This window comes from Neisseria sp. MVDL19-042950 (assembly GCF_030504625.1).
In the GTDB taxonomy this organism is placed as follows: Bacteria; Pseudomonadota; Gammaproteobacteria; order Burkholderiales; family Neisseriaceae; genus Neisseria.
The window spans coordinates 190,197-213,197 of record NZ_JAUKWH010000004.1; the positions used below are offsets into that span (position 1 = coordinate 190,197).

At 44.7% G+C, this 23,001-nt stretch carries 19 protein-coding genes; 13 read left to right on the forward strand and 6 right to left on the reverse strand.

Annotated elements, in window-relative coordinates:
* Nucleotides 1-476: 476 nt before the first annotated feature.
* The 10 genes from pilC (at nt 477) to Q0X97_RS05535 (ending at nt 13,166) form a co-directional block, all read left to right on the forward strand.
* Nucleotides 477-3,830 carry a PilC family type IV pilus tip adhesin gene (gene pilC / locus Q0X97_RS05490; protein ID WP_302067686.1) on the forward strand — a complete coding sequence of 1,118 codons (3,354 nt, stop codon included), beginning with the start codon at nt 477-479 and terminating at the stop codon, nt 3,828-3,830.
* A gap of 333 nt (nt 3,831-4,163) precedes the next feature.
* A complete protein-coding gene (locus tag Q0X97_RS05495) occupies nt 4,164-5,576 on the forward strand; it encodes an amino acid permease (RefSeq protein ID WP_367881740.1) in 1,413 nt (470 codons plus the stop codon).
* A 302-nt stretch (nt 5,577-5,878) separates the two neighbouring features.
* Nucleotides 5,879-6,991: a putative lipopolysaccharide heptosyltransferase III gene (rfaQ, locus tag Q0X97_RS05500; RefSeq protein ID WP_302066224.1), complete on the forward strand. Its 1,113-nt coding sequence runs from the start codon at nt 5,879-5,881 to the stop codon at nt 6,989-6,991.
* Between the two features lie 149 nt (nt 6,992-7,140).
* A complete protein-coding gene (gene prmC, locus Q0X97_RS05505; RefSeq protein WP_302066223.1) occupies nt 7,141-7,971 on the forward strand; it encodes a peptide chain release factor N(5)-glutamine methyltransferase in 831 nt (276 codons plus the stop codon).
* 245 nt (nt 7,972-8,216) lie between these two features.
* A complete protein-coding gene (locus tag Q0X97_RS05510) occupies nt 8,217-8,966 on the forward strand; it encodes a Nif3-like dinuclear metal center hexameric protein (RefSeq protein WP_302066222.1) in 750 nt (249 codons plus the stop codon).
* A gap of 122 nt (nt 8,967-9,088) precedes the next feature.
* Nucleotides 9,089-9,673, forward strand: a complete 585-nt coding sequence (petA, locus tag Q0X97_RS05515; RefSeq protein WP_302066221.1) for a ubiquinol-cytochrome c reductase iron-sulfur subunit — start codon at nt 9,089-9,091, stop codon at nt 9,671-9,673.
* An 11-nt stretch (nt 9,674-9,684) separates the two neighbouring features.
* Nucleotides 9,685-11,034, forward strand: coding sequence for a cytochrome bc complex cytochrome b subunit (locus Q0X97_RS05520; protein ID WP_302066220.1), 1,350 nt, complete (start codon nt 9,685-9,687; stop codon nt 11,032-11,034).
* Nucleotides 11,035-11,048: 14 nt separating this feature from the next.
* The gene (locus Q0X97_RS05525) at nt 11,049-11,837 is read left to right on the forward strand and encodes a cytochrome c1 (protein WP_302066219.1); all 789 of its coding nucleotides are present in this window, start codon (nt 11,049-11,051) and stop codon (nt 11,835-11,837) included.
* 204 nt (nt 11,838-12,041) lie between these two features.
* Nucleotides 12,042-12,647 (forward strand): glutathione S-transferase N-terminal domain-containing protein, encoded by a 606-nt coding sequence (locus tag Q0X97_RS05530; protein ID WP_302066218.1) that lies wholly within the window; start codon nt 12,042-12,044, stop codon nt 12,645-12,647.
* 63 nt (nt 12,648-12,710) lie between these two features.
* Nucleotides 12,711-13,166 (forward strand): ClpXP protease specificity-enhancing factor, encoded by a 456-nt coding sequence (locus Q0X97_RS05535; RefSeq protein WP_302066217.1) that lies wholly within the window; start codon nt 12,711-12,713, stop codon nt 13,164-13,166.
* Between the two features lie 57 nt (nt 13,167-13,223).
* On the opposite strand, the gene hpaC is transcribed toward Q0X97_RS05535, so the two are convergent.
* The 6 genes from hpaC to rpmH all read right to left on the reverse strand — a co-directional run bounded on the left by hpaC (nt 13,224) and on the right by rpmH (nt 17,163).
* A complete protein-coding gene (hpaC, locus tag Q0X97_RS05540; protein ID WP_302066216.1) occupies nt 13,224-13,733 on the reverse strand; it encodes a 4-hydroxyphenylacetate 3-monooxygenase, reductase component in 510 nt (169 codons plus the stop codon).
* A 17-nt stretch (nt 13,734-13,750) separates the two neighbouring features.
* Nucleotides 13,751-14,188, reverse strand: a complete 438-nt coding sequence (gene hpaR, locus Q0X97_RS05545) for a homoprotocatechuate degradation operon regulator HpaR (protein ID WP_302066215.1) — start codon at nt 14,186-14,188, stop codon at nt 13,751-13,753.
* Nucleotides 14,189-14,697: 509 nt separating this feature from the next.
* The gene (gene yidC / locus Q0X97_RS05550; RefSeq protein WP_302066214.1) at nt 14,698-16,344 is read right to left on the reverse strand and encodes a membrane protein insertase YidC; all 1,647 of its coding nucleotides are present in this window, start codon (nt 16,342-16,344) and stop codon (nt 14,698-14,700) included.
* Nucleotides 16,345-16,471: 127 nt separating this feature from the next.
* A complete protein-coding gene (gene yidD, locus Q0X97_RS05555) occupies nt 16,472-16,684 on the reverse strand; it encodes a membrane protein insertion efficiency factor YidD (RefSeq protein WP_302066213.1) in 213 nt (70 codons plus the stop codon).
* A gap of 2 nt (nt 16,685-16,686) precedes the next feature.
* A complete protein-coding gene (gene rnpA / locus Q0X97_RS05560) occupies nt 16,687-17,025 on the reverse strand; it encodes a ribonuclease P protein component (protein ID WP_302066212.1) in 339 nt (112 codons plus the stop codon).
* A 3-nt stretch (nt 17,026-17,028) separates the two neighbouring features.
* Nucleotides 17,029-17,163: a 50S ribosomal protein L34 gene (gene rpmH, locus Q0X97_RS05565; RefSeq protein ID WP_004283944.1), complete on the reverse strand. Its 135-nt coding sequence runs from the start codon at nt 17,161-17,163 to the stop codon at nt 17,029-17,031.
* 344 nt (nt 17,164-17,507) lie between these two features.
* Between rpmH and dnaA the strand changes: the two genes are divergently transcribed.
* The 3 genes from dnaA (at nt 17,508) to gyrB (ending at nt 22,764) form a co-directional block, all read left to right on the forward strand.
* Nucleotides 17,508-19,061 (forward strand): chromosomal replication initiator protein DnaA, encoded by a 1,554-nt coding sequence (gene dnaA / locus Q0X97_RS05570; RefSeq protein ID WP_302066183.1) that lies wholly within the window; start codon nt 17,508-17,510, stop codon nt 19,059-19,061.
* Between the two features lie 21 nt (nt 19,062-19,082).
* Nucleotides 19,083-20,186 (forward strand): DNA polymerase III subunit beta, encoded by a 1,104-nt coding sequence (dnaN, locus tag Q0X97_RS05575; protein WP_107928514.1) that lies wholly within the window; start codon nt 19,083-19,085, stop codon nt 20,184-20,186.
* A gap of 184 nt (nt 20,187-20,370) precedes the next feature.
* Nucleotides 20,371-22,764, forward strand: coding sequence for a DNA topoisomerase (ATP-hydrolyzing) subunit B (gene gyrB, locus Q0X97_RS05580; RefSeq protein ID WP_302066175.1), 2,394 nt, complete (start codon nt 20,371-20,373; stop codon nt 22,762-22,764).
* Nucleotides 22,765-23,001 lie beyond the last annotated feature (237 nt).

The window sequence follows — 23,001 nt, forward strand, 5'->3', positions numbered from 1 at the left end:
GGAAGGCCGTCTGAAAAACAAAGCAGCTTCATAGATTTTCAGACGGCCTAAAGTATCCGGTCAAAAAAAAACACGTCGCACAGTTTGTCGGAAAACTGTGTTACGTGCTTTGGGGGCATGGTGTATGCCGCAGAAGCAACACATTTTAAGCGAAAAAAAAAATTAGCTCAAGTACCGAAAAAATATGCCAAAGGCAATTTATTTAATTTAGTTACATATTTGTATTAATAAAATCAATTATTTGATAAAGGTGAAAGGGATTGTTTTTATAATTGTTTAAGGGGGTTTGATGGATATATCTCTGATATTGTTGATTTTATGTATCAATATGTGAATATGATAAATAATGTGAATGTGCTAAAATAGAATTAGGTTTAAAAATATACTGAAATCCTTCCCCATTCGATTCTTACTCTATTTATTTAAATAGCTCTAAAATTTGAGTTTAGATGCTAACATATGAAAGTTTGCACATTATGAAAAAATCTAATTCTCGCTTTAAAGGTACTGTGCGGCCGATAATTTGCAGCGTGGTTTCTGCTTTGGCTTTAATTGGCGACAGCGCATATGCACAGTTTGCTCAGATTCCTTTGCACCTCCAAAATAAAACAGTTACAACGGCGGGTGAAGGAGTCAAACCTAATGTAATGCTGTTTATCGATGATTCCGGAAGTATGAAAGATACGCCGTCTGGGAAGAAACTAGGTAATAATTCTAGTGATTATTATGATTACAATTATTATAATGATGATTATTATAATAGATATGTAAGAGATTATTATGACGACGATGACGACGATGATAAATATTATAGTAGATATGGGTCAGCATACTACGATCCTTATTATGGCACTTATTCTTCAGGGGGACCTAGCTACTATTCTTCATCTCGGCGATCTTCATCTCAGCGAAGAAGCCGTAGCACGGTTGACAGAAATTTTGCCAACCAAAGAGATGATAACGAATCAAAGTTAGACATTACCAAAAAAGCACTTTTTGCAATATTGAAACACTATAACAATAAAATTAATTGGGGTTTGCAAACTTTGCATAATAATGGCAAATCTGATTTGGATGGATATAGCGATAATTGGAAAAATGTTCAAGAGCAAGTGCGGTTAATTAAAGCTGATAGTGGTACACCAACAACCCGCCGTTATCATGAAATTTCTAAAATTGTAAAAGATAATACTCTCTATCGTTGTCAAAAGAACTATATTGTTTTGATGTCTGATGGAGATGCGAATACAAGTTGTGGTTACGAAGGGAATGCTAAAAATCCTCCATTTAACTATAGTGGGGATGCTTATTTTGGATTCCCTAAAGACTTCTCTAATGGATGCAATAGACAAAAGGATAATGACAGGTATCACACATTTTGGGATCAAAATGATGGATTACGTTTTTTCAGCCAAACTTTTGCTACTAAGGACTTTAAAACAGGTGGGTTTGATAGGACAGGGAAAAGTTGGGATGGTGCCGATATTGACTTTAAAGACAAGAAAACAGGAAAAAGCATATACGCTGATCAAATTGCAGAAACTTTTACAGTCGGGTTTGGTACAGATATTAGTCAACGTGGTGAAACTTATCTCAAGAGGGGAGCCAGTAAACCCGAATATTACCATAACGCCAAAAATACAAATGATTTGATTAATGCATTTACCAGAATTTTTGAAAACATCGAAGCAGAAAGTTTAAATCACCCCATAGAAATAGAAGGGTCTGTTGCTCCTGCCGTAACCGGCAATAAGGTTCCCAATCTGGCTGCTATTGTTCAACTGGATACCGGATCGTGGAGCAGTCAACTACAATTTTTTGATGTCAACTCCGATGGTAAAATTAATGCTACCCTTAAGCCTAAATATCCCTCTTTTGCTGATAGAAAGACTTTGATAAATACAGGAGACGGTATCCATTGGGCAAAAGACTTGCAAAAAGACAATGCTTATTTTGGGATAGAAAGAGGCAATGCGATTGACGATAAGGAATGGAAAGAAGCATTGGTGCCGTGGGTAGCTCGTTTGGAAGCAGATGAGACAATTAAAACTCATGCTCAAAATAAAAAATACAGCCAAACTTATCGGGTGCGTGCACAAGGTCAGGAGCTTGGTGATATCTTAGATAGTCCGGTTGCTGCTATCGGTAAGGAACGATATGGTAGACAAGCACTTTTGGTTACTGCGGCCAATGATGGTATGGCTCATATATTTGTGAGTCAGGATGATAAAGAGCATCCTTATAAATTAGAATTGAGTTATATTCCTGCTGCAATGGAGCAGGATGGAACCAATACTTTAGCAAAAGGGCTCAAGTATCTTGCTAATGAAAAATATGGCCAAACTGTTCCACACCGTCATATGATTAACGGAGGATTTGTTCTGCGCCGCACTGCATCACATAACAGTGCGGATGAAAAACAGCAGATTTTTATGTTTGGTTCAATGGGCCAAGGAGGGCGTGGCGCTTATGCCTTAAATATTGGTGGAATAAATCGCATTACAGGGAAGCCGACAGGCGTGCGTAGCACAGATCCTAAAGCGGATGTGCCACTTTTTGAAACGGCAAAAGGTAGTGAAAATAAACTAGGATACACGGTGGGTTCTCCGCAAATTGGTCGTGTTTCTATTCAACGGAATGCGAATGCAGCTGCTGTTGATATCAGTAAAAATATTCGTTATGCCGGTTTCTTAGCAAGCGGATATAGTTCGTCAAAATGGAAAAAAGTAGGTAACCCGAAACCTGATGAGAATAAACAAGAAACTGCTTTGTATGTTTATGATATTTTAGGTCAAGAAGCAAATGTAGGTACTAAGACTGGTAATCCGGGTACATTACTTCGTAAAATTTCTGTAGCAGAAGGAGTAGGAGGGTTATCTAGCCCAACATTGGTTGATGTTAATTTTGATGGTGTTATTGACATCGCTTATGCCGGAGACTACGGTGGTAATATGTATCGATTCGATTTTAGGAAAGAGAATCCTGAGCAATGGTCATATCAGCGTATTTATCAAGGTAACGACAAACAGCCTATTACTTCTGCTCCTGCCGTTTCTCGTCGAGGCACAGAGAAATATGTTGTAATTTTTGGTACGGGTAGCGATATTTATCAAGAAGATTTAGAAGATAAAAACCAACAGGCGGTTTACGGCATTTTTGATGATGTTTCTTCAACAAAAGCCAACAGCACAGCTGTAGCCGCAACAAGTAATGACTTACAGGTACAGACGATCTCTTCTAGAATTATTGACGGACAAGAATATCGTTTTTTATCTAATAACGCTATTGGTTCAAATCATAAAGGCTGGAAAGTTAATTTAGCTTCGAACGGTGAGCGGGTAGTAATCAAACCGACGATGATTTTGCGAACTGCAGTGGTAAGCACACGAATCTATGATGCGGCTAAAACCGACAACGTTGAGGGAGATGTATGTGTTAAACAGAGCAGTAACAAAATCAGCAGTTCTAGCTGGGTATTTGGCCTGAATGCAGAAACCGGTGGTGCTTTAAGAAAATCGGATGCGCATTTGGTTTTTAAAAATAATCCTAGAAATGGAGAGTTTTATGCAAATGGCCGTAAGAGTTCGGGATTGCTCAACTTTACTTACGTTGATACAGCAAAAGGAGACGATAATCCTGTAACTGTTGACGGCGATAGCGGTGGCACAGGTACCGATAGAATGATAACTACTATGCCATTTATTCCTCAAAATAAATGTTTTGTGGATAAAGCAAGTCGAACCCTTATTACTAATAAAAAAGAATCTATTGGTGTTGAAGGGCGGATTTGTGGATTACGCCGCATTAGTTGGAGAGAAATTTTTAATTAAAGCGTGTGTATAACGTCTAAAAGGTAAAAAGCTGCTTGATAAATTATCAAGCAGCTTTTTTTATTATCTATATTAAAGTCAAAGGGTTTTACTATATTAGTTGCCTTTATCATGCTGTGCGGCAGATTTCTATCTTGTGTGCTTATCAGGATATGATTCCGACGATTGGATTATTGATATGAGACTTTTATTGACACGTTATGGAAGTTTTTAGGTATCATAACAAAAATTAAATTATTTTATTCTTCAGTTTTGCTGATAATGTTTTAAATTATGTCAAATATTCAACACAATACACAGGTACAGCGTCGTTTGAAGACACGCCACTTGTCGATGATTGCGATTGGCGGCTGTATCGGTACAGGGCTGTTTATGGCCAGCGGTACGGCCATCAGTTCTGCTGGTCCGGGTGGTGCGCTTGTTGCTTATGTAGCCATTGGGCTGATGGTTTATTTTTTGATGACTTCGCTCGGGGAGATGGCAACTTATCTGCCGACTTCCGGCTCGTTCAGTACTTATGCGGCACGCTTTGTCGATCCTTCTCTTGGTTTTGCGTTGGGTTGGAACTACTGGTTTAACTGGGTGATTACCGTTGCGGCTGACGTGGTTATTGCGGCGGTTGTGATTACATATTGGGAGCCGCTGCGGTTTATGGCTCCGTGGGCATGGAGTTTGGTGTTTTTCTCTGTGATCTTTTTGTTGAACACCTTGTCGGTGCGGGCTTACGGTGAATCGGAATACTGGTTTGCTTTAGTTAAAGTGATTACGGTTATTGTGTTTTTGGCAGTGGGCGTATTGACGATTTTCGGTATTCTTGGTGGTGAATACGTGGGCTTGACGAATATGACCATGGGTGATGCGCCGTTTTTGGGGGGCGGATTTTCCGGGCAGTTTCTGACCATTCTGGGTGTTTTCCTGATTGCCGGTTTTTCGTTTCAAGGTACAGAGTTGATCGGTATTACTGCGGGTGAATCCGAACATCCGGAGGAAAGTATTCCTAAGGCCATCAAGCAGGTGTTTTGGCGGATTTTGATTTTTTATATTCTGGCCATTTTGGTTATTGGGCTCTTGATTCCTTATACCAGCCCTCAATTGTTGGGTGCGGATGTAAACGAAATTGCCAAATCGCCTTTTACGTTGGTGTTTGAGCGGGCGGGATTGGCGTTTGCGGCGGCGGTTATGAATGCGGTTATTCTGACATCGATTTTGTCTGCCGGTAATTCGGGCATGTATGCCTCTACGCGCATGTTGTATGCGATGGCGAAAAATGGGTTGGCTTATAAACAGTTTTCTCGAACTAATGAAAAAGGTGTGCCGATATTTGCGTTGTTTACAACGGCGATTATTGTGCTGGCGCTTTTTCTGTTGCAATTGGCAAGCGATAAGATGTATCAATATATTCTTGCCGCCTCGGGGTTGACCGGTTTTATCGCGTGGTTGGGCATTGCCATCAGCCACTATCGATTCCGCCGTGCTTATATCGTTCAGGGTAAGGATTTGAACACGCTGGTTTATCGTGCCAAGTGGTTTCCGTTTGGGCCTTTGCTGGCATTGGCTTTGTGTGTTTTGGTGATTATCGGGCAGGATACCGAGTTGGTGTTGAAAGGCAGCCTTGATTGGGATCGCGTGGTTATCACTTACATGGGATTGCCGGTATTCTTGGGTTTTTATTTCTATCACAAACTGCGCTACAAAACGCGTAAGATTCCATTGGAACAGGTAGATTTGAGTCAAGATGCACATTGATTTGAATAAAGAGTCAAGGCCGTCTGAAAAGTATTTTCAGACGGCCTTTTTATTACGGCCGGTTAGATATCGTGTTTGTTATACGTCTTATATAGAAGTATATCGGCAGCAAATTTATCTATATACTGTATGGTTGAATTTGCGATTTTTATTTAAAAGGTTTCTTTGGAGCAACGAAATGGTTTGTATGTCTTTACAGCAAATAGTCGGAAGTGTGAGTAAGGGCTATGCTATGGGCAGATGTTTATGCCCGTGTATTTCAGGCAGTATATGGTTTGAAAGATTTTTACTAAGTTATGGATATGGATATGCAAAATAAACCGCATAGAGTATTGCTTTGTAAGCTCCGCCATCATGGTGATGTGTTGCTTGCCACTCCGGTGGCGGGTGCGATTAAGCATGTTTATCCGGATTGTGAGGTGGACATGCTTGTGTATCAGGAAACTGCCGACATGGTTCGCAATAACCGCCAACTCCGGCGTATTTTTACCATAGACCGCAATTGGAAAAAACAGGGGCTATTGAAGCAGGCCGCTTGCGAATTTCGCTTGCTGACGGAATTGAGGAAGCAGCATTACGATTGGGTGTTGAACCTATCCGACCAATGGCGGGCCGGCATATTGGCCAAGTTGTGCGGGCGGCAAAGTGCCGGAATCGCTTTCCAAAAACGAAACAATGTATTGTGGAAGTTTTGCCATACTTTTCTCGGTAAAGATTTGGGGAATGAGCATCATATTACGCAACACAATTTGGCTGTTTTAGACCCATTGGGCTTTTCTCTCGACCATTACCATCCAGAAGTGCGTCTTGATATCGGCGAAGCCGACCGCTTGAGCTTGCAAAACAAATTAAGTGGCCTTGGCTGGCAAGGAGAGGACTATGTGTTGGTGCATCCCGGATCGCGTTGGGTATTCAAATGTTGGGATGACGATAAAACCACGGAATTGCTTCAGCGCTTGTCGGATAGCGGTGAGAATATCGTATTGACTGCCGCCCCTGATCAAAGGGAACGGCGTATATTGGAGCAAGTAACAGGCCGTCTGAAAATTACCGGAAATACAAAACTGTGGGTTCTGTCCGGCAGTTTGAATCTATGCGAACTTGCTGCGGCTATTGACGGAGCCAAGCTGTTCATCGGCGTGGACTCGGCTCCCATGCATATGGCTGCGGCGTTGGATAAGCCGCAAGTGGTATTGTTCGGCCCGAGCTGGGTAAGCCGCTGGCGACCCTATTCAGATAAAGCGTCGGTAGTATGGGCGGGCGATTACGGCAGTTTGCCGCATCCGGACAGTATCAATACCAATGATGAGAGGCGTTGGTTGGGTGCGATCCCTGTCGAAGCGGTATGGCAGGCAGTGCAGGAAAAGTTAGGCCGTCTCCAATCTGAAATTGAGCACGATAGCGGCAATGTTTGACTCGCCATACAGCCTTTCGCCGTTGTTTATTCATTATCTGTGAAGATTATTGCCCCGCTCTATATCGAGGCCGTCTGAAAAGGTTTTCCACTTTTTCAGACGGCCTTCTTTATAATAGCAGGCCGTCTGAAACACAGAGGCCGTCTGAAATGCCGCAAACCCTCGCCGAATGGATAAAAACCTGCCCGCTACCCAAACTGGAAGCACGGATGCTGCTGCAACATGCTACCGGTTATACCCGCGCTCAATTGATTACCCGTGAGCATGAAGTTCTCGAAGAGAATGTTCAGACGGCCTTAAATGCATTGGCTTGCCGTCGCATACAAGGAGAACCGATGGCCTATATTTTGGGCAATCGTGAATTCTACGGTCGCATGTTTAAAGTCAATCCCTACGTATTGATACCGCGCCCGGAAACCGAACATTTGGTTGAGGCCGTTATCCGATATTTGCCTCAGAGCGGCAAAGTGTGGGATTTGGGTACGGGAAGCGGCATTATCGCAGTAACGATCGCGTTGGAGCGCCCTGATGCACAGGTTTCCGCTTCCGACATCAGTACTGCCGCCTTGCAAACCGCTGCCGACAATGCCCGGGCATTAGGGGCGGAAGTTCAGTTTTCATGCGGTTCGTGGTTTGAGGCAGGGAGGCCGTCTGAAAACCATACGTTCGATATCATTGTTTCCAATCCCCCTTATATCGAAGCCGAAGACAGCCATCTGCAGCAGGGCGATTTGCGCTTCGAACCGCAGTCCGCACTCACCGATTTTTCAGACGGCCTGAGCTGTATCCGTGCTTTGGCCGAAGGTGCGCAGACTTATTTGAAAGAAGGCGGCCGTCTAATGGTTGAACACGGTTACAACCAAGGCCGGGCCGTACGGGAATTATTCAAACAAAACGGTTTTCACGAAATAGAAACCTTGCAGGATCTCGCCGGGCAAGACAGGATTACACTGGGAACTATCGGTCTTGAGGCCGTCTGAAAATCTCATGCCCAATAGACTTGATGATTCAGTTCAAGTGCCGCCTGTTGTGCTGCCTCATGCCGGGCTATACCGGTGTTATCACAAAGAGCGTAGTAGTGAAATGTAGTTTTAAACGATGAAAATTGCAATATTTTGTTTTTTATCAAGATTTTAATTTTCAAATTCAGGAAAATAAAAAATCTGCAATGAAAATCCGATTTAGTCTTACAAGCAGATTAACGTTATAAAAAGAAAGGAAGCACATGACCACACGCCAAGAAATTCTCGATTGGTGCGACCAAACCCTGCAAACCGACCTATTTAAAGACTATGCGCCAAACGGTTTGCAAGTTGAAGGGCGGAACGACGTGAGTAAAATCATCACCGCCGTTACTGCCAGTCGTGCCGCCATCATCTATGCGGCAGAGCAAGGTGCAGACATGCTGCTGGTGCATCACGGCATGTTCTGGAAGAGCGAGCCGGTAACCATTACCGGTTGGAAAAAAGAACGCATCGCAACCTTGCTCGGCCACGGCATCAATATGGCAGGCTACCATCTGCCGCTTGATGCCCATCCCGAGTTAGGCAACAACGCTCAATTGGCTGAAAGAATGGGATGGGTTCGCGAAAAACAATTCGGCGAACAAAATCTTCTGAATATAGGCCGTCTGAAAACCCCGCAAACTTTAGATGAATTGTGCGCCGATTTATGTGGCCGGCTCGGACGCGCTCCCACTGTGGTCGGCGGTGGAGAGCGCATCATCAGCCGCATCGTATGGTGTACCGGCGGTGCACAAGGATTTTTTCAAGAAGCCGTAGAAGCCGGCGCGGATGCCTACATCACGGGCGAAATTTCCGAAGTACAGTTCCACTTGGCGAATGAAACCGATACCGCTTTCATCGGAGCAGGTCATCACGCTACGGAACGTTACGGCATACAGGCTCTGGGAGAAGCGCTGGCCCGCGAATTCGGTATAGAAACCCTTTTCTTCGATGAGCCAAATCCCGCATGAATTTGAAAAATACGGCAAAACTTTACGTTATTTTAAATAATGCTTTAAGTATCTCTATAAAATCAGGTAGAATTAGCAAGTTTAATGGCTCGGTATTCCCAAAATTTTAGGATGACTGAATAATGGAAAATCAAGAAATCAATCAAAGCCGCCGCCGCTTCCTAACTTTGGCGACGGCAGGGGCAGGCGGTGTTGCCGCTTTAGGCGTGGCAACACCGTTTTTGGCTAGCTTTTTCCCATCGGAAAAAGCCAAAGCTGCCGGTGCACCTATAGAAGTAGATGTAAGCAAGATAGAACCCGGTCAGTTAGTTACAGCCGAGTGGCAGGGGAAACCCATTTGGGTGCTAAACCGCACGGAGCAACAGCAGAAAGACTTGGCATCTTTGAACGGGGCAGTTGTAGACCCCAAATCGGAAGTCGAGCAACAGCCCGAATACTGCAAAAATGAAATGCGTTCTATTAAACCCAATATCTTTGTGGCCATTGGTATCTGTACCCATTTGGGTTGCTCGCCGACTTTCCGTCCCGATATCGCTCCGGCCGACTTGGGTGCAGATTGGAAAGGCGGCTTCTTCTGCCCGTGCCACGGTTCCAAATTCGACTTGGCAGGCCGTGTGTTTAAAGGCGTTCCCGCCCCGACCAACCTGATTATTCCGCCCTACAAATACCTGAGCGACACCACCATTCTGGTAGGCGACGACAAATAAAGGGACTTATCATGGCAAACCAAACCAATAATGAAAACAAATCATTGTTAGGCTGGGTGGACGCACGGTTCCCTTTGTCTAAAATGATGAAAGAGCACGTAACCGAGTATTACGCGCCTAAAAACTTCAACTTCTGGTATTTCTTCGGCTCGCTGGCCATGCTCGTGCTGGTCATTCAAATCGTCAGCGGTATCTTCCTGACCATGAACTACAAGCCCGATGGCAACCTGAACTCATACCACCTTCCCGCAGCCTTTACCGCCGTCGAATACATCATGCGCGACGTATCGGGCGGCTGGATCATCCGCTACATGCACTCTACCGGCGCATCCATGTTCTTCGTGGTGGTGTACCTGCACATGTTCCGCGGCCTGATTTACGGTTCTTTCAAAAAACCGCGCGAATTGGTGTGGGTATTCGGTTCATTGATTTTCTTGGCTTTGATGGCCGAAGCATTCATGGGCTACCTGCTGCCGTGGGGTCAAATGTCTTTCTGGGGTGCACAGGTAATTATTAACCTGTTTGCCGCTATTCCCGTAATCGGCCCCGATTTGTCTACTTGGATTCGAGGCGACTTTAACGTATCCGACGTTACCTTGAACCGTTTCTTCGCTCTGCACGTAATCGCCGTACCGTTGGTATTGGTCGGCTTGGTTGTTGCCCACCTGATTGCTTTGCATGAAGTAGGCTCCAACAACCCCGACGGCGTAGAAATCAAAAAACTGAAAGATAAAAACGGCATTCCGTTAGACGGTATTCCGTTCCACCCTTACTATACGGTTAAAGATATTCTCGGCGTAGTAGTATTTCTGATTGTGTTCTGTGCCATCATGTTCTTTGCCCCTGAAGGTGGCGGTTACTTCTTGGAAGCACCGAACTTCGATCCGGCCAACCCGCTGAAAACGCCTGCACACATTGCCCCGGTATGGTACTTCACACCGTTCTACGCTATTTTGCGTGCCATTCCTTCATTCTTCGGTACGCAAGTTTGGGGTGTAATCGGTATGGGTGCTGCGGTGGTATTGATTGCGTTGTTGCCTTGGCTTGACCGATCTCCGGTGAAGTCCGTCCGTTACCGCGGCCCGATTTTCAAAACCATGTTGGTGCTGTTTATCATTTCCTTCATCGGTTTGGGTATTTTGGGTGCTTTAGTAGCGACCGATACCCGCACTATCGTGGCACGCATCCTGTCTGTCATTTACTTTGCATTCTTCTTAGGTATGCCGTTCTACACTAAACTGGATAAAGACCGTCCGGTTCCTGAGCGTGTAACCATGAGTACCGGTAAACAAAAACTGATGTTCTTTGTTTATGTTGCCATTACTGTGGTGGGTGCATATCTATTTGCAACTAACATTTAATGAGGGCAGCGAAAATGAAACAAACACTGAGAAATTGGGTGGCTGCCTTATTATTGGCAGCACCTATGAGCGTAGCGTTTGCTGCGGGCGGGAATGCTCACTATGAGAAAGTTGATATCGACTTAGGCGATCAAGTCAGCTTGCAACGTGGTGCACAGATTTTTACCAACTATTGTTTGTCTTGCCATTCTGCAAGCGGCATGCGTTTTAACCGTTTGCAGGATCTTGGGTTGACTGAAGATGAAATTAAGAAAAATCTGATGTTTACCACCGATAAAGTTGGTGATGTAATGCAGTCGGCCATGACTCCGGCAGATGCTAAAAAATGGTTCGGCGCAGAACCGCCTGATTTAACTTTAATTGCCCGTTCCCGCGGTGCCGATTATCTGTATGCTTATATGCGCGGTTTTTATAAAGATCCGACTCGCCCTACCGGCTGGAATAACACCGTATTTGATAAAGTGGGTATGCCTCACCCTTTATGGGAACAGCAAGGTGTTAAAGCGGTTGAGCTGGATGCCAAAGGCCAACCTGTTATGGTAAAAGACGAACACGGCAATATGGTTCCTAAGTTGGTCTGGGAATCCACCGGATTGCACAGCCGTCGGTTACCAAATGGCAAAGTTATTGAAAAAGAATATGATAACTATGTCCGTGATTTGGTAAATTATCTAGTTTATATGGGTGAGCCTGCCCAACTGGAACGTAAACGCACAGGATATATCGTTTTGATTTTCCTATTGGCCGTGATGTTACCGTTGGCTTATTTCTTGAAAAAAGAATATTGGAAAGACGTTCACTAGAAGCCCATTCCATCAGAAGGCAAAACCAATTTGGTTTTGCCTTTTTTATTTTGAGTATTTCATTGAAAGTCTTTTAAAAAACAATTAGTTGTTTCGAATTTGTGGATAATTTGGTTGGAAACGGCTATAATCCACCGATTGATAGCTGTTATCTTTTAGGCCGTCTGAAAAAAGGCGGTATAGATTTTGCCGGAGCACAAGATTATGATGACTTTATATTCGGGTATTACTTGCCCGTTTAGCCAACGCTGCCGTTTTGTATTGTTTGAAAAAGGTATGGATTTCGAAATTAAAGATGTTGATATCTTTAATAAGCCTGAAGATCTCGCAATTATGAATCCTTATAACCAAGTGCCGGTACTGGTAGAACGGGATTTGATTTTGCATGAATCCAATATTATAAATGAATATATTGATGAACGTTTTCCTCATCCGCAATTAATGCCGGGAGATCCGGTTATGCGTGGTCGCGGTCGTTTGGTTTTGTTCCGTATGGAAAAAGAGTTGTTCAGTTTGGTACAGGTTTTAGAAAACCCTGAGGCAACTAATAAGGAGCAGGTCAAGGCTCGTGAAGCGATTGGTCAAGGGCTAACCATGCTGGCACCTTCATTTGCGAAAAATAAATATATCTTAGGCGATGATTTTTCTATGATTGATGTGGCGCTCTCGCCGCTGTTATGGCGCTTGGATTATTACGATATCAAGTTGGGTAAATCCGCTGCACCTATTTTGAAGTATGCTGAACGTATTTTCCAACGTGAAGCTTTTATTGAGGCTTTGACACCTGCCGAAAAAGCGATGCGCCGTTGAGTTTGTTGTTTGTTTTGAGTAAGAGGCCGTCTGAAAGCCATAATTTTTCAGAAGGAAGATGCGATGACTACTAGTACCAAACCTTATCTGCTTCGCGCCCTATATGAGTGGTGTTTGGATAATAATCAAACGCCACATATCGTAGTGTGGGTTAATGAGCATACTCGTGTTCCCATGCAGTATGTGCGTGAAAATGAGATTGTTTTGAATATCGGCCAGACGGCAAGCCATAATTTGACCATAGATAACGAATGGATTAATTTTTCTGCACGTTTCGCAGGGGTCGCTCATGAGATTTGGATTCCTGTTGGACATGTAATCAGTATCTTCTCTCGTGAGAGTGGCGAAGGCATGGGATTTGAGGTTGAACCGTATCAAACTGAAAGTGAAAAGAAAGGCGAAGAGCCTCTGCATTTTGTAGAAAATAAACAGCCTGTCGTAGAAGAAGATGAGTCAACGGAACACAGGGAAACGAATAATGAACCTAAATCCAAAAAGGGGTTGAAATTGGTTAAATGAAAAAATGCTGCTATGGGGCAGCATTTTTTCATTTCCATGATTCTCATAAATATAAAGCTAAATCAATTGATTGAAATTTCGTCGAAAGTAGATAAGAGCGGGCGTCAGGGGGATGTTGTGTACCCGAATTTCATCTATTTCTACATAAAACACATCATGTGTACCTATTTCATGTTTTGCGATGATTTTACCGTGTAAGTGTGCCAAAGCGCCTTCTACTTGCAGTTGTCCGTTTTGCCCTCGGTGCCAAATATGGTATTCAAAACGCTCTTCAGGGGATAATTTGGTAATGCCTGCAAAGTGTTCAGCCACATCTTGTTGTGCGGCGGACAATACATTAATGCATAGATGGCGGTTAGCGGAAATAATGGGGATAATGGCCGAGCGGCGGTTGATACACAGCATCACAGTAGGTGGTTCATCTGTAATGGATGTAACTGCCGTCATGGTAATGCCGTATCGCCCGGCTTCGCCGTCAGTAGTGATTACGTGAACACCTGCCGCGCATGAAGCCATTGCGTTACGAAAATCTTGCTGTAATGTTTGGGCAGGATGATTTTTTGCCATTATTAAAGTGGTGTGAATTATTTGAGAAGCTGCTCTAGACGTGATAATTCGCCGAGTAGAGTTTGAAGTTGCAGCATTTTTTCTTTTGATAAAACGGTTTCAATTCTGTCGTAGCATTCGTCGACTTTCTCTCCAATGGATCGGTAAAGTTTTTCGCCTTCTGCCGTAAGTTTCAAATATACACGACGCTGATCATTAGAGGGTTTGAGCCGTACTACATATCCGGCTTTTTCCAAGCGTGTCAAAATTCCTGTAAGGCTGGGTCGTAAAATGCAGGCTTGGTTGGCCAGATCTTGGAAATCAAGCGTACCATTCTCAGCCAGTAGCCGGATAATGCGCCATTGTTGATCGGTAATGCCTGCATTGTTGAGAATAGGGCGGAATTGAGTCATTAACGCTTCCCGCGCCTGAATTAGGCAAATGTTCATAGATGCATGTTTGGATTGATGTACCATGTTTTCTGTCTCCGTTTTTGTGTTTCATTATCGCCGCCGTGTTTAAGTAATTTTCCGATCGGAAGAAGCGTTGCTATGGGTAATTGGGTTTTTGAAATGAGCAACATTTAATCAGATGGATCATTGCTATCCGGCGGTATTTTTGTTGGGATGTTGTAATCATTAATATTATTCTAATCTGCTTGAAATCACAATAAAATCCTCAAGAAAGTTAGGATATTAAGGAAAGGGTGTTACTTTGAGTGCAGGTTATTCGGAATAAGACGGATGATCTGTTCGATAAGTAGGTTAAGATGGATAAAGTAAATTATTTAGAACGCCGTTAAGAATGGATTTAAAAAGACGGTTTGTAAGTTTTTCAAGTAAGAAATCGGATTCCGTTTTTGATTTTTTATAGTATATGGTTTATTAGCTTTTCGTTATTTTTATTCCGAATTAGTGTAAAGTGAAAGAGATGCAAAAGGCCGTCTGAAAACTTTTCAGACGGCCTTTATCTTTTGGTTGGTTGTTTAAGATACTACCTCACCTGCAGCACGTTGCTTCTCAATGCTGCGGTTGATATACCACTGTTGGAAAATAGTCAGAATGTTGTTGACTACCCAATACAATACCAAGCCAGCAGGGAAGAAGAAAAACATTACTGAGAAAATAATCGGCATGATTTTCATCATTTTAGCCTGCATAGGATCGGTAGGTGGCGGGTTCAGGTAAGTTTGGATGAACATGGTGGCCGCCATAATAATGGGCAGAATAAACCACGGATCGGGTCGGCTTAAATCGGTAATCCAACCAATCCACGGAGCTTGGCGCAATTCTACAGATGAGAAAATCGCCCAATATAAGCCGATGAATACCGGAATTTGCAACAGCATTGGCAAGCAACCGCCAAGAGGGTTGATTTTTTCGTCTTTATACATCTTCATCATGGCTTGCTGCATAGCCATACGGTCGTCGCCGTATTTCTCTTTCAATGCTTGCAATCTCGGTGCTACGGCACGCATTTTTGCCATTGAGCGGTAAGATGCGTTGGTTAGCGGATAAAGGATGGCTTTAACGATGATAGTCAGTAAAACAATCGCCCAACCCCAGTTGCCGACGAAACCGTGGAGTTTATCCAGCAACCAAAACAGCGGCGAGGCAAAAATATGTACTTTGCCATAGTCTTTTGCCAGTTGCAGGTTGTCAGAAATTTTGCTGATGGTGCCGGTTGTTTGCGGACCGGCATACAGGCCGACAGGGAAGTCGAGTTTGTTGCCGTTTTGAATCGCAGGCATTGGTACGCGGACGCTGGCGGAGTAAAGATTGTCGCTGCGGCGTTTCAAGTCAATTTGGCAGCCGCCATTGTTGCAGACGGATTGGCCGTCTTTAGGTTGCAGAATCCAAGTAGACATGAAGTAATGCTGAATCATGCCGAGCCAGCCGGAGTCGGTTTTACGTACATATTCTGCTTGGTCGCGGCCTGAATTGTAGTCATCATCCAAATCTTCGAATGTTACTTTTTCGAATTTGCCGGCAGGAGTGTAGACAACAGGGCCGGTGTAAGTATGGTTGAAGTAACCTTCGCCGTCGGGCTTGCTGTTGTCGCGCAGCAGACGGTATACGGCATCAAGTTTTACAGGAGCACCGCTTTGGTTGGTAACATCAAAACGGATGTCGATCAAGTAGCTGTTTTTATTGAAAGTATAGATTTTATCAATTTTCAGGCCGTTGGTTTCGGGTGCGCTCAGGCGTACTTCCACTTTATCGCCGTTCAGAGAATATTGTTTCTGAGGAGCTTGGAAAGTAATGTTTTTTAATACGTTTTGGCCGTCTGAATTGAACAACTCGGATTGTGCAACGTAAGTATAATTCTTACTGTCATTGAACAATACGAAATCTTTGCTTTCATCGCTACTGGCATTGTATTTCAGCAAAGTCAGCTGGCGGAGGTCGCCACTTTTTTCATCGATGACCGCTTTCATCGTATCGGTGGTTACCGTGATGGGTGCGGCAGGAGTCAAAGCAGATGTGTCCGCTTGGATTTTGGCCGGGGATTGTTGGGTCGGTGAGGCCTGTTGTTGCGCCGGTACCGGCTTGGGAGAAGGGAATAATTGTTCCCAGCCAAGAAGGATAACCAGTGCAATGGCAAAAAAGGCCATTAGTCGTTTAAAGTCCATAGAGTTTTCCTGATAGTGCCGAGTGGTAAGGCGTTATTGCTGTTTCAGACGGCATTATATAGAAACAGATAAATAAACCAATAAAAACGAACAGAAATATGTGTTCGGTAGGTAGTATTTTTACGGTTTAAGGTACGGGGTCATGCCCGCAACCGCCAAACGGGTGGCAGCGTGCAATACGTTTGGCCGCCAGCCAGCCGCCTTTGAATGCGCCATATTTTTTCACCGCTTCTACGGCATATTGCGAGCACGTCGGTGTATAACGGCAACGGGGCGGCAGCATCGGGCTGATGACGTATTGATAAAAGCGGATGAGGCCGAGTAGTAATTTGGCAAGCATAGTCAGCGCTTCTGCATCAAATGTGCCAGTTGGCGGCAGGCTTCGGCCGAGGTTTCACGGTTAAATGGTTGGCGCACGCGAACGATAAAATCGTGCGGCGGCAGATTGTCTCTATTGCAACGGAACCATTCGCGTATGATCCGCTTCATATAATTGCGGTCATGGGCGCGTTTGGCCGTTTTTTTGCTGACAATCAAACCGATGCGTGGGTGGTTCAGTCCGTTGTCGTCTGATTGCAATACTTGCAGTAACCCGCGGCTGCGCTGGTTTTTTAACGCAAAAACGGATGAAAAATCATCCGTTTTTAATAAGCGGTACTGCTTGCTGAAGCCTTTGTCCAAGTTTTAGACAGCCAAGCGTTTGCGACCTTTGGCGCGACGTGCAGCCAAAACAGCACGACCGCCGCGGGTTTTTGAGCGTACCAAAAAGCCGTGGGTGCGTTTACGGCGGGTAACGGAAGGTTGATAAGTGCGTTTCATGTTTCTTTCCTAAGTTTTATCAGAAAATTAAACCATAAATTACACCTGAATTTAGTGGTTTTGTCAATCAATATAAACGGTTTGCGTGTAAAACCGGTGGCTTGTGAGATAAATTGCCCACATGTTTTCGCCACTTGCCTCATGGTCTCGGCAGATAGCGGTTGTGGATAAATTTCGGTATAATCCGCCAAATCTTGACATGTTGTTTTCACGCCGCCTGAAAAAAGAGACCGGATAAATGCTTAATGTTTTGATTAAAAGGGCTTTCAAGCGGTTTTCCAGGCTATTTTAAGTATCCCGTTCAGATAAAATCAGTTGTATTAGCTATAATCGAGCCACCTCACATGACGCTTGCAGAATTTTGGCCTCTTTGCCTACGCCGACTTCACGATAAATTGCCGCCGCAACAGTTTGAAAAATGGATTGCGCCGTTAACTGTTGGCGAGGAAAACGGTATGTGGGTAGTTTATGGCAAAAATCAGTTTGCTTTCAATATGCTGAAAAATCAGTTCGCTGCTGAAATCGAAGCGGTGCGCAAGGAGTTGGTGCCGTCGCAACAGGCTTTCGCATTTAAAACCGGCTGCGGCCAGTGTTATGAAATGGCACCGTCAGATGGGTCGGAACCGAGCCGAAATACGGATAAAGGTAATACTGATAATGCCTTTTCAGACGGCCTCGAAGATAAAAATACAATAAGGCCGTCTGAAAAAGTGTCGAAAACCAATACGGCAGGTAAAAAAAGCGCACAGGATATTTTGGCCGAGCGCATCAAGCAGCTACCACCGGAGAGTGGAACGGGCAAAAAGGCAGCGGAAACCAAACCTGTAAAACCTGCCAAAAACGAACCTGTATGCGAACAAGATGATGTGCGTTACACGCAAACCAATTTGTCCCGTGATTATACTTTTGAAACTTTAGTTGAAGGTAAGGGAAACCGTATTGCGGCAGCGGCGGCGCAATCGATTGCTGAAAATCCCGGTCAAAGCTATAACCCGTTTTTCCTTTACGGCAGTACGGGTTTGGGTAAAACCCACTTGGTACAGGCTATTGGTAACGAATTGCTGAAAAATAAACCGGATGCAAAAGTGCGTTATATGCATTCCGACGATTATATTCGCAGCTTTATGAATGCCGTGCGCACCAATGGCTACGATATGTTCAAGCAGCAATACAAACAATATGATTTGCTGATTATCGATGATATTCAGTTTATCAAAGGCAAAGACCGCACGATGGAAGAATTCTTCTATCTATACAATCATTTTCATAATGAAAAAAAACAGCTTATCCTCACCTGCGATGTATTGCCCACTAAAATCGAAGACATGGATGACCGCTTGAAATCGCGGTTTTCATGGGGTTTGACTTTAGAGTTGGAACCTCCCGAATTGGAAATGCGGGTGGCGATTTTACAGAAGAAGGCGGAAACGGCCGGTGTGGATTTGAATGAAGATGCCGCATTTTTTATTGCCAACCTTATCCGTTCCAATGTGCGTGAGTTAGAGGGCGCATTTAACCGCGTGAGTGCCAGCAGCCGTTTTTTGAACAAACCCATTGATATTGATTTGGCACGAAAAGCATTGCAAGATATTGTGGCGAGCTCGTATAAAGTGATTACGGCTGATTTGATTATTGATGCCACGGCAAAATATTACCGTATAAAAATCAGTGATATACTCGGTAAGAAACGCACTCGTAACATTGCCCGCCCGCGCCAGATCGCCATGAGCCTGACCAAAGAGCTTACCAATCTGAGTTTGCCGTCTATCGGAGAAGCTTTCGGCGGGCGCGACCATACTACGGTAATGCACGGAGTCAAGGCGGTGGCCAAGTTGCGCGAAGAAGACCCCGAATTAGCACAAGATTATGAAAAATTGTTGATAATTATTCAAAATTAAATTTAGCCCGAAGGGATAACCATGTTGATTTTACAAGCTGAACGCGATGCTTTGCTCAAACCTTTGCAGGCAGTAACCGGTATTGTCGAACGACGCCATACGTTGCCGATTCTGTCGAACGTATTGCTCGAGAACGTGCACGGGCATACCAACATTTTAGCTACGGATTTGGAAATTCAAATCAATACTTCGGGCCCCCATAGCGAGGCGGGTGATTTCCGCATCACAACCAACGCGAAAAAATTGCAAGATATTTTGCGCGCGCTTCCGGAAAGCTCGTTGGTTTCTTTAGATTGGGCGCAAAACCGCCTGACTTTAAAGGCAGGCAAATCCCGTTTTGCTTTGCAAACGCTGCCCGCGGAAGATTTTCCGTTGATGAGTGTGGGCGAGGAAGTCAGCGCCGCATTTTCACTATCGCAAGAAGCATTTAAAAACATGTTGTCACAAGTGCAATACAGCATGGCCGTACAAGATATCCGTTATTATCTCAATGGTTTGCTGATGCAGGTTGAAGGCAGTCAATTGCGTTTGGTGGCGACTGACGGACACCGTTTGGCTTATTCGGGTACCACCATTGATGCCGATTTGCCCAAAGCCGAAGTGATTTTGCCGCGTAAAACAGTATTGGAACTCTTTAAATTGCTGAACAACCCCAGTGAACCGCTTACGGTGGAGTTGTTGAACAATCAAGTGCGTTTCCGTTGCAACGATACCGTTATTGTCAGCAAAGTGGTAGACGGTAAATTCCCCGATTTTAACCGTGTTATCCCATTGGACAATGACAAAATCTTCTTGGTGGGGCGAACCCAGTTGCTTGGCGCATTGGAGCGTGCGGCGATTTTGGCAAATGAAAAATTCCGCGGTGCACGTTTGCACATCCGCCCCGGATTGCTGAGTGTGGTGTGTAGCAACAACGAGCAGGAAGAAGCGCGTGAAGAGTTGGAAATTGCTTATCAGGGGGGGGAGCTTGAAGTCGGCTTTAACATCGGCTATCTGATGGACGTGCTGCGTAATGTTCACGCTGACGATATGCAGTTGGCGTTTGGTGATGCCAACCGTTCTACGTTGTTTACCATTCCCAATAATCCCGATTTCAAATATATTGTAATGCCGATGCGAATTTAAGTTTTTTATGGATAAAAGGCCGTCTGAAATAATTCAGACGGCCTTTTTTAATGGCTGTTGAATTACACAAAAACGCTGAAAATACATGCAAAATCAGGTATAATCCAACAGTTGTTTTGCCGTTTGGCTGCTGATGATTTTCAGACGGCATCCTTATTTAAAATCAGTAAGAAAAGACTTTTCTATGACGATGCAGCAAGAAGAATATGGTGCCGAAAGCATTCAGGTGCTGGAGGGTTTGGATGCAGTGCGTAAACGCCCCGGGATGTATATCGGCGACACGCAAGACGGTTCGGGCTTGCACCATATGGTGTTCGAGGTGCTTGATAATGCCATTGACGAAGCATTGGCGGGGCATTGCGACAAAATTACCGTGGCTGTAAATGCCGATAATTCGATTACGATTGAAGACAACGGCCGCGGTATTCCTACCGGCATTCATCCGAAAGAAGGCCGTTCTGCTGCCGAAGTGATTATGACCATCTTGCATGCAGGCGGTAAGTTTGACAACAATAGCTACAAAATTTCAGGTGGCCTGCACGGAGTAGGGGTTTCCGTCGTCAATGCTTTGTCGGATTGGTTGCGTTTGACCATTTACCGCGACGGCAAAGAGCATTTCGTCGAGTTCCGCCGTGGCGTAGCTGTCGAGCCGTTGAAAGTGGTCGGTGATGCGCCCGAAGGCCATACCGGTACCAAAGTTCATTTCTTAGCCAGCGAAGAAACATTCGGTCTGATTGAATACCATTTTGAAATTTTAGCGAAGCGTATCCGAGAATTATCTTTCTTGAACAATGGCGTAGGTATCAAATTAATTGATTTGCGCGACGGAAAAGAAGAGGATTTCGCTTTTTCCGGAGGCGTGGCGGGCTTTGTGCAATACATGAACCGCAAAAAAACGCCGTTACACGAAAAAGTATTTTACGCTTTCGGTGAAAAAGAAGGCATGAGCGTGGAATGCGCAATGCAGTGGAACGACAGCTATCAAGAATCGGTGCAATGTTTCACCAACAATATTCCGCAACGGGATGGCGGCACGCACCTGACTGCGTTGCGCCAAGTGATGACCCGCACCATCAACAGCTACATCGAATCCAATGAAATCGCCAAGAAAGCTAAAGTCGATACCAGCGGCGACGATATGCGCGAAGGTTTGACTTGTGTGTTATCGGTTAAATTACCCGATCCGAAATTCAGCTCGCAAACCAAAGATAAATTGGTTTCCAGCGAAATCGGCCCGGTAGTCAATGAAGTTATCAGTCAGGCATTAACGGACTTTCTGGAAGAAAATCCCAACGAAGCCAAAACCATTTGCGGCAAAATCGTTGATGCCGCCCGTGCCCGTGAAGCTGCCCGTAAAGCCCGCGAAATTACCCGCCGAAAAGGGGTGATGGATGGTTTGGGCTTACCCGGAAAACTGGCGGATTGTCAGGAAAAAGATCCTGCTTTATCGGAGCTTTATCTGGTCGAGGGCGATTCGGCGGGAGGGTCGGCCAAGCAAGGGCGCGACCGTAAGTTTCAGGCTATTTTGCCACTGAAAGGTAAAATTCTGAACGTGGAAAAAGCCCGTTTTGAAAAAATGTTGGCCAGTCAGGAAGTGGCTACATTGATTACCGCTTTGGGAGCCGGTATCGGCAAAGAAGAATTCAACCCTGAAAAACTGCGTTATCACCGCATCATCATCATGACTGATGCCGATGTGGACGGCGCACACATCCGCACCTTGCTGCTTACTTTCTTCTACCGTCAGATGCCCGAATTGGTTGAACGCGGCTATATCTACATCGCCCAGCCACCGCTGTATAAAGCCAAGCACGGCAAGCAGGAGCGTTATCTGAAAGATGAATTCGAGAAAGACCAATTCCTGCTCGGTTTGGCCTTAGACAAAGCCAAAATTGTTTCAGACGGCCGTGTAATCGAAGGTCAGGAATTGGAGCAAACCGCCAAGCAGTTTTTATTGGCAAAAAACGTTATTGCCCAAGAAAGTCGGGTAATAGACGATTTGGTGCTGAAAGCCATGCTGTATACGGATACGGTGGATTTATCTTCGGAGGAAAGTACCAATGCCGCCATTGCTGCACTGAATTCATTATTGGATGAAAAAGAAGTGGCTTTAGAGCGTGTTGACGGTCATGAAGGCGGGCACTTCATCAAAATTACCCGTAAACTGCATGGCAACGTGATGGTAAGCTATATCGAACCTAAGTTCTTGAGTAGTAAAGCGTATCAAACATTGGTTCAAACCGCCGCATCGCTCAAGGGTTTAATCGGTACGGATGCGAAATTGTATAAAGGCGAGAACGAATTCGATGTCGGCAGCTTTGAAGATGCCTTGGAAATTTTGATGGGCATAGCTCAAAAAGGCATGTCTATCCAACGGTATAAAGGTTTGGGCGAAATGAATCCCGAGCAATTGTGGGAAACGACAATGGATCCCGCCGTACGCCGTTTGTTGAAAGTGCGTATTGAAGATGCGATTGCTGCCGATGAAGTGTTTGTTACCTTGATGGGGGATGAAGTCGAGCCCCGACGCGCTTTCATCGAAAATAATGCGCTTGTTGCCCAGAACATAGACGTGTAGTAGCTGCCGGAAACAAGAGGCCGTCTGAAATATCTTTTCAGACGGCCTCTTATCTTAAATGAATAGACAAAACCAATAAGCATAATTTAATATTCGCAATATTTTTACCAGAAGGTTTATGCCATGCCGACCCAATCCTACCATCTCCGCTTCTCCCGCTTCAGCCCCAACCTTTCCGTCGTCTCCTTCACCGCCACCGAAGCCCTCAACAACACCTACCGTCTCGACATCGAACTT